We start from the raw sequence: 12,736 nt of genomic DNA, 5'->3' as shown, positions 1-12,736 counted from the left end.
AACTATTTCTTTAGATGAGGAATGAAGTTGCACGGGCGAGTGCGCGCATCCAGCTGCGGCGCGATAATATTTTCCCACGCGGTGGCGCAGGCCTTGGTCGAACCCGGCATGGCGAAAATCAACGTGCGGTTGGCAACGCCGGCAACGGCGCGGGACTGCAGCGTCGAGGTACCAATCTCTTCAAACGAAAGCATACGGAACACTTCGCCAAAACCTTCGACCTCGCGATCAAACAGCGGCAACAGCGCCTCCGGCGCCTGATCGCCGTCGGTAAAACCGGTGCCACCGGTGATCAGCACCACCTGCACCTCATCGCTGGCAATCCACGCCGAGACCTGGGCGCGAATCGCGTAGCGGTTCTCTTTCACAATCGCCTTATCGACGAGGGTATGTCCCGCTTCGTGCAGCGCATCGCGCAGCCAGTGGCCGGAGGTATCGTCCTCTTCGCCGCGACGGTTGGAAACGGTAAGAATAGCAATACGGGTCGGGATAAACTCAGCGCTTGCCTGGCTCATCTGAATGCTCCTTTCGAAAACGATTATCCGCCAATATACGACAGGTTCTGCGTAATACCGGTGTTGCCCTGGTGCAGGAAATGGGTCTGCTTTTTATGGGTTAAGGCTTCGGCTATCCGCGCTTCCAGCTCGGCCTGCTGCTCGTCCTCGGCCATCAGGTCGCGCAGGTCTACGCCGCCTTCGCCAAACAGACACAGGTGCAGTTTGCCAACGGATGAGACGCGAAGTCGGTTACAGGTGGCGCAGAAGTCTTTTTCATACGGCATGATCAAGCCGATTTCGCCGGCGTAATCCGGATGGCAAAAGACCTGTGCCGGGCCATCGCTTCGCTGACGGATCTGATGGATCCAGCCGCGGCGCAGCAGTTCATCACGCAGCACCATGCCGGAGATATGGTGGCGGCGGAACAGATCGCTGCCTTCGCCGGTTTCCATTAACTCAATAAAACGCAGTTGAATATGACGTGGTTTGATCCACGCGAGGAAGGTATCGAGCTGGTGATGGTTGACATCACGCATCAGCACGGTGTTGACCTTTACCTTTTCAAAGCCGGCGGCAAACGCAGCGTCAATGCCGTCCATCACCTGCTGGAACTTATCCTGCCCGGTGATGGCATGGAACTGGCGAGCGTCGAGGCTATCAACGCTGACGTTAATCGCCGTCAGCCCGGCATCGCGCCAGCGTTCGACATCGCGCGCCAGACGATAACCGTTGGTGGTCACCGCAATCTGACGAATCGCGCTGTTTTCACGCACGGCGGCAATAATCTCGGTAAAGTCGCGACGTAAAGAGGGTTCGCCGCCGGTGAGGCGGACTTTTTCCGTGCCCAGGGCGGAAAATGCGCGCGTGACGCGTCGCACTTCGTCTACGCTAAGAAAGCCCTTGTTGGTCACGGCGCCGGGCTTGTAGCCGTCCGGCAGGCAGTAGGTGCAACGAAAGTTACACACGTCGGTAATCGACAGGCGCAAGTAATAAAACTTACGCGCAAATGCATCAGTAAGCTGTGAGGCCATATACACCTTTCCAAGTACGGGAGGCGTGGTCATTTCTTTCCACGCCCTGGCGACAGCGCGGCTGCCGCGGCCAGAGCACCATATCTTGCGACACAGGTACTAAGGCTAGAGTGTTAGTGGGTTATGCCGATAGTAGCGCTTTCACGATGGTTTCGCCATTTTCATTTTCGCTATATAATCATCTATATATCGCTAATATCTTGCATTTTCAGTACAGAATAGCCAAAAATCACACTTTAACATTGATATCGGTCAGTTTGAGGGAAACCGGCCATTATCTTTTAGGGGTAGATCGGATACGCTAAACCCGAACATTGAACAGAAGGAATTCGTATGCGCAATCGCACTTTCGCCGATCTGGACCGCGTTGTCGCTCTTGGCGGGGGCCACGGTCTGGGGCGGGTGATGTCGTCGCTCTCGTCGCTCGGCTCACGCCTGACCGGCATCGTGACCACCACCGATAACGGCGGATCAACGGGGCGAATTCGCCGCTCGGAAGGTGGGATCGCCTGGGGTGATATGCGCAACTGCATTAATCAATTAATCGCCGAACCCAGCGTCGCTTCCGCGATGTTTGAATATCGTTTTGGCGGTAATGGCGAGCTTTCCGGACATAACCTCGGAAATTTGATGTTAAAGGCGCTGGATCACCTGAGTGTACGGCCTTTAGAGGCCATCAATTTGATCAGAAATCTGCTTAAAGTAGATGCTTTCCTGATTCCGATGTCGGAACAACCGGTCGATCTGGTGGCGCTCGATCATGAAGGCCATGAAGTGTATGGCGAAGTGAATATCGATCAGTTGGATCACGTTCCTCAGGAACTGATGCTCAGCCCACCGGTGCCGGCGACTCGCGAAGCGGTTGAGGCCATCGCTGAGGCCGATCTGATCCTGATTGGGCCAGGGAGCTTCTACACCAGCCTGCTGCCGATTTTACTGCTCGACGAAATGGCCCAGGCGCTGCGGCGGACCCCGGCGCCCATGGTGTTTATCGATAACCTGGGCAAGGAACATAGCCCAGCCGCCAATCTGACGCTGGCGGACAGAATGACTATTCTGGAACATTACGTCGGCAAAAAAGTGATTGATGCCGCCATCGTCGGGCCGAAAGCCGATGTTAAGGGTATGGAAGAACGACTGGTGATTCAGACCGCGCTGGACGCCAGCGATGTCACCTATCGTCATGACCGCGTGCTGCTGCGCCAGGCGCTGGAACACGCTATTCAGGCATTAGGTTAATCCTCAACCGGCACCCTTTTAAACAAGATGACGCCTCAGATTAAAATCTTAAGGTTGTCTTAAAATAACGCTGTCAACATAACGAGCATCTCCTACTACGGGTATTCGTTATGTCGTTTATTTCTTTACGTCGGCCGGTACTCGGCCGCACGGCTTATTTGATTCTCTTTGCTTGCTATATCGGTATCTTTCTTAACCTGGCCTTTTATCGCCAGGTTTTCCCGCTACTGCCGGTAAACAATCTCCATAACTGGCTGGTTTTCCTCAGCATGCCGATCGTGGCAATTTGCGTGATGAACATCATCACCACCCTCGCCTCGTTCTTAAAACTCGACCGGGTGGTCATCAGCCTGTTTATTCTGCTGAGCGCCTCGGCGCAGTACTTTATCTGGACCTTCGGCGTGGTGATTGACCGTTCGATGATCGCTAATATCTTCGATACGACGCCTGCGGAAAGTTTTGCCCTGCTGTCGACGAAAATGGTCATCGTGCTGGGTCTCTCCGGGATATTGATGGTTCTGGTCGCCTGGTGGATTAAAATTCGCAAACCGGCCTCTTTCTGGCGCGGCGCGGCGATGCGCCTGCTCAATATCGCCGTTTCAGCGCTGCTCATTGTGCTGGTGGCGGCGCTGTTCTACAAAGATTACGCGTCGGTATTCCGTAACAATAAAGAGCTGGTGAAATCATTGAGTCCATCCAACAGCATTGTGGCGCTGAACTCATGGTATGCGCATAATCGGATGGATAACCTGCCGCTGGTGAAGATTGGCGAAGATGCCAAACAGAAAGCGGTGATGCATAACGGCGCGCGTAAAAATCTGACCATCGTGGTGCTTGGAGAAACCTCACGCGCCGAGAATTTCTCGCTGGGCGGCTACGATCGCGAGACTAACCCGCGCCTGAAGCAGGACGATGTGGTGTACTTCCCGAAAACCACCTCCTGCGGCACCGCAACCGCGGTTTCCGTCCCCTGCATGTTCTCCAATATGCCGCGCGCGCATTACGATGAAGAACTGGCGCACCATCAGGAAGGCGTTCTGGATATTCTGCAACGCGCCGGTGTGCAGGTGCTGTGGAACGACAACGATGGCGGCTGTAAAGGCGCCTGCGACCGCGTGCCGCACCAAAACGTCACCAACCTGAACCTCAGCGGCCAGTGCATTGATGGCGAGTGCTACGATGACGTGCTGTTCCATAATCTGGATAGCTATATCGATAATTTACAGCAGGATGGCATTATCGTTCTGCACACCATTGGTAGCCATGGCCCAACCTACTACAACCGCTATCCGGCTGAATTCAAAAAATTCACTCCGACATGCGATACCAATGAAATCCAAAGTTGTACGCAACAACAGTTGACCAATACCTACGACAACACCATTTTGTATGTCGACTATGTAGTTGATAAAGCGATAAAATTGCTGCAATCAAAACAGGATAAATTTACCACCAGTCTGGTGTATTTGTCTGACCACGGCGAATCGCTGGGTGAAGACGGCGTGTATTTACATGGTCTGCCGTACTCCATAGCGCCGGACACGCAAAAACACGTGCCGATGCTGCTGTGGCTGTCGCCGGATTATCAGCAACGCTATGGCGTATCCAGCCAGTGTTTGCAACAACAGGCTAAGACGAACGATTATTCTCAAGATAATCTGTTCTCTACCCTGCTTGGCCTGCTCGGGGTAGACACCCGCGAGTATCAGGCAAAAGACGACCTTTTAACGCCATGTAGAGAGACCGGCAGATGAAAATCTTAGTCATTGAAGACGATGCGCTCCTGTTACAAGGGTTAATCCTGGCCATGCAAAGCGAAGGCTACGTCTGCGATGGCGTCGCCACCGCGCACGAAGCCGCGCTGTCGTTAGCCAGCAACCATTACAGTCTGGTGGTGCTCGACCTGGGCCTGCCGGATGAAGACGGTCTGCATTTCCTGGCGCGTATGCGCCGGGAGAAATTCACCCAGCCGGTGCTCATCCTCACCGCTCGCGATACCGTGGGCGACCGCATCAGCGGGCTGGATACCGGCGCTGACGATTACCTGGTGAAACCTTTCGCGCTTGAAGAGCTCAACGCCCGTATTCGCGCGCTGCTGCGTCGCCATAATAATCAGGGCGATAATGAGCTGACCGTCGGCAACCTGCGCCTTAATGTTACCCGCCGTCAGGTGTGGCTGGCCGGCGAATCGCTGGAGCTGACGCCAAAAGAGTATGCCCTGCTCTCGCGCCTGATGATGAAGGCCGGCAGCCCGGTGCATCGCGAAATTCTCTACAATGATATCTACAGCTGGGATAACGAACCGGCCACCAATACCCTCGAAGTGCATATCCATAATCTGCGCGACAAAATTGGTAAAGCGCGGATCCGCACCGTCCGCGGCTTTGGTTACATGCTGGTGAATAATACGGAGTCAGAATAACGCTATGGCACTGTTTGCGACCGAAACCTGGACCATGCGCCACCGCCTGCTGCTGACCATCGGCGCGATTCTGGTGGTCTGCCAGCTGATCAGCGTATTTTGGCTATGGCATGAAAGCAAAGAGCAAATCCAGCTGCTGGTTGCCAGCGCCATTGAGGGTCATAACAATCAAAGGCACGTCGAGCATGAGGTACGCGAGGCGGTCGCCAGCCTGCTGGTGCCCAGCCTGCTGATCATCGGTCTGGCGCTGTATATCAGCCTGGTGGCGGTGAAGAAAATCACCCGTCCGCTATCAAATCTGCAGAGCGAGCTGGAAAGCCGGACGCCGGATAATCTGCAACCCATTATTCTGCAGGAGTCGGTGCCGGAAGTAACCGCGGTAACCATGGCGATTAACCAACTGGTGTCGCGGCTGACCCTGACGCTCGATCGCGAGCGTCTGTTTACCGCCGACGTCGCCCACGAACTGCGTACCCCTCTTGCCGGGCTGCGCCTGCATCTGGAACTGCTGGCGAAGGTTCACGGCGTCAGCGTTGATCCGTTAATTCAACGCCTCGATCAGATGACCAACAGCATTTCGCAGTTGCTACAACTGGCGCGCGTCGGGCAGTCGTTTTCCGCCGGGAGTTACCAGCAGGTGCATTTGCACGAAGATGTGGTGGAGCCTCTGCAGGATGAGCTGAAAACAATGCTCGAAGCGCGCCAGCAGACGCTGGAGATAGAAAGCGGCGCCGGCGAGGATCTCATTTCCGGGGATGCGACGTTAGCGCGGGTGATTTTACGCAATCTGGTGGAGAATGCGCACCGCTATAGCCCCGTGGGGTCGAAGATTAAGATTTCGGTAAAACCGGGAAATACGCCGATTCTGGCAGTTGAAGATGAAGGGCCGGGCATTGATGAGGCCAAGAGCGGTGAACTGAGTAAAGCGTTTGTCCGTATGGATAGCCGCTATGGTGGAATAGGCCTCGGTTTAAGCATTGTCACCCGCATCGCTCAACTGCACGATGCGCAATTCTTTTTACATAACCGTCAACCCGGACCGGGCGTCCGCGCCTGGGTGCTGTTCCCACGCAGTTCGCGTCAGAAGGTTAATACCCATTGATGTAAGAAGGCGACCACAATCACAAAGGCGGTCGCAATGGCCAGATATTCACGGTTGGTCAGTTTTTGCATGGCGCTATCCTCATTAAACTGAGGATAGTTTGGCTGAAGAAAATTAAGCCAACATTAAGATCCTAAGAAAATAGCGTGACGGCAATTGCAAATTACGCATTGCCGTCATTTTTTAACCGTTCCCCGTATCGCCCTCACGATGCCGCAATAAACAGTTCGCGTAGCTGATGCAATTGATCGCGAATCTGTGCCGCTTCCTCAAACTCAAGGTTCTGCGCGTGCTGCATCATTTGCCCTTCCAGCTCGTGGATCTTCTGCTGCAGCGCTTTCGGCGTCAGTTCGACGCTATCGGCTTCCACCGGAGAACGGGCTTTGCCGCGGCCTTTGGTTTTGGTCTTCGCGATGTTCTGACCCAGCGCCAGAATATCGACCACTTTCTTATTCAGCCCCTGCGGCACAATACCGTGCTCTTCGTTATAACGCTGCTGCTTCTCGCGGCGGCGTTCGGTTTCACCGATCGCCTTCGCCATCGATGGCGTAATTTTATCACCGTAAAGGATCGCCTTGCCGTTCACGTTACGCGCCGCGCGGCCGATGGTCTGGATAAGCGATCGCTCGGAACGCAGGAAACCCTCTTTATCGGCATCAAGTATCGCCACCAGCGATACTTCCGGCATATCCAGCCCTTCACGCAGCAGGTTGATACCCACCAGCACGTCGAACTCGCCAAGACGCAAATCGCGAATAATTTCCATGCGCTCGACGGTATCGATATCTGAGTGCAGATAGCGCACCCGCTCGCCATGCTCTTCCAGATATTCGGTTAAATCTTCCGCCATGCGTTTGGTCAGCGTCGTCACCAGTACGCGCTCATTAATCGCCGCACGGGTACGGATTTCAGATAACAGATCGTCGACCTGCGTCGCCACCGGCCGCACCTCGATGACCGGATCCAGCAGCCCGGTTGGGCGGACGACCTGATCTACCACCTCATCGCCGGATTTTTCCAGCTCATAGGCGCCCGGCGTCGCCGAAACGTAGATAGTCTGCGGCGCCAGCGCTTCAAACTCTTCGAACTTCATCGGCCGGTTATCCAGCGCCGACGGCAGGCGGAAGCCATATTCCACCAGCGTCTCTTTACGCGCCCGGTCGCCGCGGTACATACCGCCGATTTGCGGGATAGTCACGTGCGATTCATCGATAACCAGCAGACCATCCGCCGGCAGGTAGTCGAACAGCGTCGGCGGCGGCTCGCCCGGTCCGCGGCCGGAGAGAAAGCGCGAGTAGTTCTCAATTCCCGAGCAGTATCCCAGCTCGTTCATCATTTCGAGGTCGAACTGAGTGCGCTGGCTCAGCCGCTGCTCTTCAAGCAGTTTGTTGTTCGCCAGCAGTACCTTGCGGCGGTCAGCGAGCTCGTCTTTGATCTCTTCCATTGCCTGAACGATACGCTCACGCGGCGTAACGTAGTGGGTCTTCGGATAGATGGTATAGCGTGGAATGGACGATTCCACGTGGCCGGTCAGCGGATCAAACAGCGATAGCCGTTCGACCTCTTCGTCAAACAGTTCAATACGCAGCGCGATATCATCGGATTCCGCCGGGAAAACATCGATAACCTCGCCGCGCACGCGGAAAGTGCCGCGCTGGAAGGCCTGATCGTTGCGGGTGTATTGCAGTTCCGCCAGCCGACGCAGGATCGCCCGCTGGTCAATCAGCATGCCGGTGGTCAGGTGTAGCATCATCTTCAGATACAGATCCGGATCGCCAAGACCGTAGATGGCGGAAACCGAAGCCACCACCACAACGTCGCGCCGTTCGAGCAGCGCTTTGGTGGCCGACAGACGCATCTGTTCAATGTGTTCGTTCACCGAGGCGTCTTTTTCGATAAAGGTATCCGAGCTCGGAACGTAGGCTTCAGGCTGGTAATAATCGTAGTAGGAGACAAAATACTCCACCGCATTCTCGGGAAAGAACTCTTTCATCTCGCCATACAGCTGCGCCGCCAGGGTTTTGTTCGGCGCCAGCACCATCGTCGGGCGCTGTAAATCAGCGATAACGTTGGCGATGGTGAAGGTTTTCCCCGAACCGGTTACCCCAAGCAGGGTCTGATGCGCAAGGCCATCTTCCAGCCCCTCTTCCAGGCGGCGGATGGCTTCGGGCTGATCGCCGGAAGGACGGAATGCGGAGTGCAGCTTGAACGGTTTGCTCATATTTCAGGACCTGAAGATGGGATTGGCCAGCAGGTGTTTAATTCTACCCTTCAGTTTGACTTTTGCCAATAAATAATACTGGATATAAAAACAGTATCGCATTATTGTATGGCGGTAAACGGACGCGTTGTCCTCTGAGGGCGGGCGTAAAATGCGCGCTTTGCGGAATAATCCACCAGCCTGTGTGGTTATCCCCAGAAACATTTATCATTTAACATTTGTCAAGCAAGGTAATGAATCTTTTATGGCAGCCGGTGACACTTTTCTGACAGCCATTGCTTTTATTTAACTAACTGAAATAAAACATAATTTACCAAAAGACGGGTTTCGCGCCAATTTGCTCGCAGGCCGCGTACTCTCTAGCTTACCGCAAGTTTTCTAACTCTAATACACAAGGTTATCCACAGGAATAGTGGATAACTGTCTGCAGGCCGCGAGGTCTGCCACCCGGCAGAAAAGTCTCATCGGACCAAAGCCCGCGGCTAAAAAAAATTATCGAATTTTTTTTGATATTTATCAGCTAAAGACGGCTGGATTTTTTGCGTTTCCTGGACCACATTTCATCGTCCTGTCAACAAAAAATAGAGCCGTCTCGCAGGCTTATGGGGGTTATTGCAGTGGGCTCAGATCCAGGTACTGCGCGAGTTCCTTACGCTGCGATGCGTCGGCAAGCCAGGGAATTTCCCCCAGCAGCGGCGCTGGCAATACCCGCGTTAAGGTTTGCAGATATTCGCGATGGCGTTTACCCGGCGGCTGGATATCGTTGGCGATCCAGCCCACGAGCGGCAGCCCGGCTTCGCGTACCGCCTGGGCGGTGAGCATCGCGTGATTGATACAGCCGAGTTTGACGCCAACCACTAAAATCACCGGCAATTGCTCCTGCTGCGCCCAGTCGGCGAAGGTCAGAGTTTCCGAGAGCGGCGTAAACCAGCCGCCCGCCCCTTCCACCAGCACCCAGTCTGCCAGGCGCTCAAGTTCGCGCAAGCCGTTGGAAAGCGTCGTCGCGGCGATTGGTCGCCCTTCATCGGCGCTAATAATATGCGGCGAGGTCGGCTCGGCAAAGGTATAAGGGTTAACCTGTTCATAGCGCAGCGCCACCCGGCTATTGCGCTGCAGGGCCAGCGCATCTTCATTGCGTAACCCATTTGCGGTCATGTCGCTACCGGAAGCCACCGGTTTATAGCCTGCGGTGTTAAATCCCAGCTGATTCGCCGCCTGCAGCAGCGCGCTGCTGGCGACGGTTTTACCGACTTCAGTATCGGTTCCGGTGACGAAGAAACGTTTAGTCACGTTCAATGACTCCTGTAAAAAGATGATACGTCAGCGGGCACTGGCCCTGCTGTTGCGGCCAGGCAAGCTGCAGTTCGCGCAGCTTACCGCGGCTAAGCGGCGCAGACGTCCGGCCCTGATGTAAGTGGGTTGCGCCAATCCCCTTTAGCGAGCGCATGGCGCTTAACGCGTCGGCGAACGGTAAGCTAATCTGATGCACGACGCCTTCGGCGCGCAGGCCGCTCAGCGTCGCCCTTACCGCCCGTTCGCTAAGAAAACGGTTGGCATGGGGATGGTCGTCGACTGCCCGCCACGCTTGATTGAGTTCCGGTAGCGATCCGGCGAGCAGCGTGGTGAACGCCACCCGTCCGCCAGGCCGCACCACCCGGCACAGTTCGCCGATTGCCGCGCTCAAATCGTCACACCACTGCACCGCCAGGTTGCTCCATGCCAGATCGAAGCAGGCATCCGGCAGCGGCAGCGCTTCGATATCGCCCTGCAGATAATGCTGCGCGGCGCCGTTGCGTTGCGCCTGCGCCAACATCCCGGCGGAAAGATCCAGCGCGGTAACTTCGCTTCCTGCTTCGCGCCAGTAACGGCTCATGCTGCCAGGGCCGCAACCGGCGTCCAGCACCTGGGGGAAATCACCTTTCGCCAACTGGCGCAGTAGCAATTCGGCGCTGTGGCGCTGCAGCTCATCATGTTGCGTATAGCCGCTGGCCGCCCTACCAAACGCCGCGGCCACCGCCTGCTTATTCACCGTAGCCATGCAGCACCTCCAGTAAACGCGCAATGTCTTCAGCCTGATGAGCGGCGGTCAAAGTGAGGCGCAGACGCGCGCCGCCGACAGGAACCGTCGGCGGACGAATGGCGGTAGCCCAACAGCCGGCCTCGCGTAGGCTGGATGCCAGAGCCAGCGCTCGCGCGTTATCGCCGACGATCAACGGCTGAATCGCGCTCCGGGAATCGGTCAGGCCCAGCGAAACATCGCCCATTCCTGCGCGGAACTGACGGATGCGGGCGCTCAAGATTTCCCGCCGCTGCTGGCCCTCATCGCTACGAATGATCCGCAACGCCGCGCTTAACGCTACCGCCTGCGCCGGCGGCATCGCGGTGCTGTAGATGAGATGACGGGCAAACTGCAGCAGATAATCGGCCATCGATTCACTGCACAGTACCGCCGCGCCGCTCACCCCAAACGCCTTGCCGAAGGTGACCACCAGCAGCTCCGGACGAACCGCCTGCGTATGACAGCTTCCTCGCCCTTCATCGCCAATCGCCCCGATTCCATGCGCATCATCAACCAGAAATAATGCTCCGGCGCTGCGGGCTGCCGCCTGAATATCAGCGAGCGGCGCGCTGTCGCCGTCCATGCTGAAAATCCCTTCGGTAACGACTAACTGCTGGCCGTCCAGCGGTTTCGCCAGCAGTTGAGCAAGCTGTTGCGGGTCATTGTGAATAAAGCGCCGCAGCTGCGCCGGGCTGAGGCTTGCCGCCTCCAGCAGGGAGGCATGGCTCAGGCGATCGGCCACAATCCGATCGTCTTTTTCCGCAAGCGCAGCAATCAACGCCTGATTCGCGGCAAAGCCGGAGATAAACAGCAACGCGCGCGGGTAGCCCAGCCAGTCGGCAAGTTCCTCTTCCAGCTCGCGATGTGCCTGACTATAGCCGCTAACGTGACCCGATCCGCCAGAACCGACGCCATAACGTTCCGCCCCCTGCTGCCAGGCGGCGATAATCGCATCATGCTGGCTCAGGCCCAGGTAGTCATTACTGGAGAAGTTGAGCCAGCGCTCCCCTTCTCGCTCCAGCCAGCGTCCGGCGCCGTGGCTTACCGGCAGGCGGCGGCGGAAAGCATCCGCCGCCCGCCGTTCGTCCAGCGCCCGATCGATTCGTTGCTGCCAGCTCATAGCGCCGCCGCGTTGTAGTATTCCTCAGTGTCGGGGGTGAGTAAGGCCTGCTCCAGGCGCTGCTGCTGCTCATTATCACCTTCCAGTACCGCCGTCTGCTGCGGGTTGATCCCCAGCTTGCGGAACAGCTGCAGGTCTTTATCTTCTTCCGGGTTAGGCGTCGTCAGCAGCTTGCAGCCATAGAAAATCGAGTTAGCCCCGGCCATAAAGCACATCGCCTGGGTCTGCTCGTTCATCTGCTCGCGCCCGGCGGACAGACGCACGTAGGAGGTTGGCATCATGATGCGCGCAATGGCGATCGTGCGGATGAAATCGAAGGCGTCGACATCGTCGTTATCCGCCAGCGGCGTACCCTTAACCTTCACCAGCATATTGATTGGCACGCTTTCCGGCGGCGTTGGCAGATTAGCCAACTGCAGCAGCAGCCCGGCGCGATCTTTCACGGTTTCCCCCAACCCGACAATGCCGCCGGAGCACACTTTAATCCCGGCATCGCGTACCTTATCCAGCGTATCCAGACGTTCCTGATAGGTACGGGTGGTGATGATGTTGCCGTAAAATTCCGGTGAGGTGTCGAGGTTATGGTTGTAGTAATCAAGCCCCGCGCCGGCCAGGCGCTGTGCCTGACTATCGGTAAGGGTACCGAGCGTCATGCACGACTCTAGCCCAAGCGCCTTCACGCCTTTGACCATCTGCTCCAGATACGGCATATCGCGGTCATTGGGATTCTTCCACGCCGCGCCCATGCAGAAGCGGGTCGAGCCGGCGTTTTTCGCCTGACGCGCTGATTCCAGCACCTGCTCGACTTCCATCAGGCGCTCGGATTCAAGACCGGTTTTGTAGCGTGCGCTTTGCGGGCAATATTTACAGTCTTCCGGACAAGCGCCGGTTTTAATCGACAGCAACGTACTGACCTGCACCTGACGCGGGTCAAAATGCTGACGGTGGATTTGCTGCGCTTCAAAGAGCAGATCGATGAGTGGTTTATTAAATAACTCAGTAACTTGCGACATTGTCCAGCGTGCGTGGTGAGCCATTGGCCTCT

Annotated in this window: 11 protein-coding genes and 1 riboswitch; of the genes, 4 read left to right on the top strand and 7 right to left on the bottom strand. The window is 56.3% G+C overall.

Features of this window, described 5'->3' with window-relative positions:
* Positions 1 to 2: 2 nt before the first annotated feature.
* A complete protein-coding gene (moaB, locus tag ACSEMK_RS02470) occupies positions 3 to 515 on the bottom strand; it encodes a molybdenum cofactor biosynthesis protein B (protein ID WP_015367606.1) in 513 nt (170 codons plus the stop codon).
* Between the two features lie 23 nt (positions 516 to 538).
* Positions 539 to 1,528, bottom strand: a complete 990-nt coding sequence (gene moaA / locus ACSEMK_RS02465) for a GTP 3',8-cyclase MoaA (RefSeq protein WP_087860035.1) — start codon at positions 1,526 to 1,528, stop codon at positions 539 to 541.
* Positions 1,516 to 1,653: riboswitch (molybdenum cofactor riboswitch) on the bottom strand. Its footprint overlaps the gene before it by 13 nt.
* Before the next feature lie 208 nt (positions 1,654 to 1,861).
* On the opposite strand from moaA, the gene yvcK reads away from it, so the two are divergent.
* The 4 genes from yvcK to pmrB all read left to right on the top strand — a co-directional run bounded on the left by yvcK (position 1,862) and on the right by pmrB (position 6,291).
* The gene (gene yvcK, locus ACSEMK_RS02460; protein WP_087860037.1) at positions 1,862 to 2,767 is read left to right on the top strand and encodes a uridine diphosphate-N-acetylglucosamine-binding protein YvcK; all 906 of its coding nucleotides are present in this window, start codon (positions 1,862 to 1,864) and stop codon (positions 2,765 to 2,767) included.
* A gap of 110 nt (positions 2,768 to 2,877) precedes the next feature.
* A complete protein-coding gene (gene eptA, locus ACSEMK_RS02455) occupies positions 2,878 to 4,521 on the top strand; it encodes a phosphoethanolamine transferase EptA (RefSeq protein ID WP_213317777.1) in 1,644 nt (547 codons plus the stop codon).
* Positions 4,518 to 5,189 carry a two-component system response regulator PmrA gene (pmrA, locus tag ACSEMK_RS02450; RefSeq protein ID WP_032705592.1) on the top strand — a complete coding sequence of 224 codons (672 nt, stop codon included), beginning with the start codon at positions 4,518 to 4,520 and terminating at the stop codon, positions 5,187 to 5,189. The genes eptA and pmrA overlap by 4 nt, the downstream gene beginning before the upstream one ends.
* A gap of 4 nt (positions 5,190 to 5,193) precedes the next feature.
* Complete coding sequence (gene pmrB / locus ACSEMK_RS02445) at positions 5,194 to 6,291, top strand: two-component system sensor histidine kinase PmrB (protein WP_113373896.1); 1,098 nt, start codon at positions 5,194 to 5,196, stop codon at positions 6,289 to 6,291.
* Between the two features lie 205 nt (positions 6,292 to 6,496).
* On the opposite strand, the gene uvrB is transcribed toward pmrB, so the two are convergent.
* From uvrB to bioB, 5 genes are all read right to left on the bottom strand, one after another.
* A complete protein-coding gene (uvrB, locus tag ACSEMK_RS02440) occupies positions 6,497 to 8,512 on the bottom strand; it encodes an excinuclease ABC subunit UvrB (protein WP_087860040.1) in 2,016 nt (671 codons plus the stop codon).
* 609 nt (positions 8,513 to 9,121) lie between these two features.
* Positions 9,122 to 9,802, bottom strand: coding sequence for a dethiobiotin synthase (gene bioD, locus ACSEMK_RS02435; protein WP_113373895.1), 681 nt, complete (start codon positions 9,800 to 9,802; stop codon positions 9,122 to 9,124).
* A complete protein-coding gene (gene bioC / locus ACSEMK_RS02430) occupies positions 9,795 to 10,550 on the bottom strand; it encodes a malonyl-ACP O-methyltransferase BioC (RefSeq protein WP_430914948.1) in 756 nt (251 codons plus the stop codon). Before bioC ends, bioD begins: the two co-directional genes overlap by 8 nt.
* Positions 10,534 to 11,691 carry an 8-amino-7-oxononanoate synthase gene (bioF, locus tag ACSEMK_RS02425; protein WP_087860043.1) on the bottom strand — a complete coding sequence of 386 codons (1,158 nt, stop codon included), beginning with the start codon at positions 11,689 to 11,691 and terminating at the stop codon, positions 10,534 to 10,536. The genes bioC and bioF overlap by 17 nt, the downstream gene beginning before the upstream one ends.
* Positions 11,688 to 12,728: a biotin synthase BioB gene (gene bioB, locus ACSEMK_RS02420; protein WP_008805734.1), complete on the bottom strand. Its 1,041-nt coding sequence runs from the start codon at positions 12,726 to 12,728 to the stop codon at positions 11,688 to 11,690. Before bioB ends, bioF begins: the two co-directional genes overlap by 4 nt.
* Positions 12,729 to 12,736 lie beyond the last annotated feature (8 nt).

Origin of the sequence: Klebsiella sp. K-3 (assembly GCF_051207495.1) — a bacterium.
Lineage (GTDB): Bacteria > Pseudomonadota > Gammaproteobacteria > Enterobacterales > Enterobacteriaceae > Klebsiella > Klebsiella aerogenes.
Note: the sequence above shows the minus strand (reverse complement) of the source record. Positions and strands in the feature narration are given on the sequence as shown.

Excerpts from the sequence above, each read along its gene's own strand:
- moaB (WP_015367606.1), bottom strand. The coding sequence starts at position 515 with ATGAGCCAGGCAAGCGCTGAGTTTATCCCGACCCGTATTGCTATTCTT.
- moaA (WP_087860035.1), bottom strand. The coding sequence starts at position 1,528 with ATGGCCTCACAGCTTACTGATGCATTTGCGCGTAAGTTTTATTACTTG.
- yvcK (WP_087860037.1), top strand. The coding sequence starts at position 1,862 with ATGCGCAATCGCACTTTCGCCGATCTGGACCGCGTTGTCGCTCTTGGC.
- eptA (WP_213317777.1), top strand. The coding sequence starts at position 2,878 with ATGTCGTTTATTTCTTTACGTCGGCCGGTACTCGGCCGCACGGCTTAT.
- pmrA (WP_032705592.1), top strand. The coding sequence starts at position 4,518 with ATGAAAATCTTAGTCATTGAAGACGATGCGCTCCTGTTACAAGGGTTA.
- pmrB (WP_113373896.1), top strand. The coding sequence starts at position 5,194 with ATGGCACTGTTTGCGACCGAAACCTGGACCATGCGCCACCGCCTGCTG.
- uvrB (WP_087860040.1), bottom strand. The coding sequence starts at position 8,512 with ATGAGCAAACCGTTCAAGCTGCACTCCGCATTCCGTCCTTCCGGCGAT.
- bioC (WP_430914948.1), bottom strand. The coding sequence starts at position 10,550 with ATGGCTACGGTGAATAAGCAGGCGGTGGCCGCGGCGTTTGGTAGGGCG.
- bioF (WP_087860043.1), bottom strand. The coding sequence starts at position 11,691 with ATGAGCTGGCAGCAACGAATCGATCGGGCGCTGGACGAACGGCGGGCG.
- bioB (WP_008805734.1), bottom strand. The coding sequence starts at position 12,728 with ATGGCTCACCACGCACGCTGGACAATGTCGCAAGTTACTGAGTTATTT.